At 70.2% G+C, this 1,837-nt stretch carries 1 protein-coding gene; it reads left to right on the top strand.

Annotated features, from left to right (window positions below; translation table 11 throughout):
* Positions 1 to 593: 593 nt before the first annotated feature.
* A partial coding sequence (locus ACTUAL_RS25620; protein ID WP_440902044.1) for a serine/threonine-protein kinase occupies positions 594 to 1,837 on the top strand: 1,244 nt, incomplete at its 3' end.

The raw sequence follows: 1,837 nt of genomic DNA, 5'->3' as shown, positions 1-1,837 counted from the left end.
GCAGGCGGCGCCGACGCACGAGCCGGGCCCTGCTGTGGCAAGACCTCCACCCGCGGCGGCTGCGGTGGTGATGACGACCGCGGTCGCACCCACCACCACGGCGGCGATGCCCGCCACCGCGGACAGACGACTCAAACGCATGACCCCGATGGTGAGGCACTCACCCTTTCGGACCAGCGACTGGTGAGCTGCATCACGCTTAAAACGAAGTGGCCTACCCGATGGGGTGAAGCCTGCCTAAAATCCTCAGTTTTCCCTGGTACTGCCTCCCTCGCGGTGTGCGGCGAGCTCTGTGGACGTCATCCCCACCCGACGGGGTCGTGATCCACATGTACGCGGCGCGTGGTGGTCTACGGGGTAAACGGTAGAGATTTCGGCGGGCGTTCGCCGCACAAAGCGGCCCTGGGGAGAGGTCTATTTAGAGTTCACCCGTTAGGGCATCCGGGGTAGTTTGCGGCGTCCAACTGGATTGCTCTGACCTGCGAGAACTCACCGGCGCGGAACTGTCACACCCGACTGCCAGACTCCCGGACCATGCGTGAGGTGGGCGCTATCAGCTGATCCGGGAGCTGGGGTGCGGCGGCACGGGTGTCGTGTGGCTCGGGCAGGACACCGTGCTCGGGCGGGACGTTGCGGTCAAGGAGCTGCTGCTGCCGGTGGGAGTGCCAGAAGCCGAACGCGTGGTCTACCGCGAACGCGTGCTGCGCGAGGCCAGGATGGCCAGCAGGCTCTCCAACCCGGCCGTGGTCACCGTCCACGACCTGATCACCGAGCACGACCAGACCTACGTCGTCATGGAGCTGATCAAGGCCCCGACGCTCGACGACCTGGTCGAGCGGGACGGTCCGCTGTCCCCGCGCGCGGCGGCGGTGCTCGCCGGGCAGCTGCTGGCCGCGCTGGGGTCGGCCCACGAGGCCGGGGTCGTGCACCGGGACGTCAAGCCGGGCAACGTGATGGTCCCCGCCAAGGGCTCGGCCAAGCTCACCGACTTCGGTATCGCCCAGTCGTTCGACGACCCGAGGCTCACCGCGACCGGTTCGCTGATCGGCTCACCCGCCTCCATGTCCCCGGAACGCCTCTCCGGAGCCCCCGCGTCCCCGGCCCGGGACCTGTGGGCGCTGGGCACGACCCTGTTCTACGCCACCCAGGGCAGGGGCGCGTTCGAGCGCGAGACCACCTCGGCGACCCTGCTGGCGGTGCTCAACGAGCGCCCGCGCCCCGAACTGCCGCCGGGTCCGCTGTCCGGCCTGGTCAACGCCCTGCTCGACCCAGACCCGACCCGCCGCCTGACCACCGAGCGCGCCGCGGCGCTGGCCGAACGGGCGGCGGGGGAGTCCGCCGACCCGGCTACCGTCCGAGTCCCACCCGTCCACCCGACCACGCCCCTCTCCTCCGCACGTGGTGACGGCGACGCCTTAGGCGGCAGAACGCGCCCCACCCCGCGCGGTGCAGAGCCAGCCGCCGAGCCCCGACGCGCGACGACCAGCGCGGGTCCGTCCCTCGTCCGGGAGGTCGAGCACGAGCAGCGCAAGGGCCTGGCCATCTCGGCGACCCTGACCACCCTCTTCGTGCTGGGCGCGGTCGCCCTGCTCTGCGTCACCGTCTTCAAGCCCATGATCAACCTGAACCTCGACGACCTCGACCTGATCGGCCCTGCCTCGTCACCCACCAGGCAACCGGTGCTCACCCTCGGGACGGGCGGCGACATCGAGTCCGACTGGCTGCCGCTCTCCTCGAAGCAGTGCCTGAACGGCTGGCTGCCCACGAAGGGCGCCCCGGAGATCGAGTCGGAGAACCGGGGCGGCTGCTACGGCGAGCACGACGTCCAGCTGATGGA

The sequence above is a fragment of the Actinosynnema sp. genome, assembly GCF_052038725.1.
This window is presented reverse-complemented; position numbering and strand designations above follow the sequence as displayed.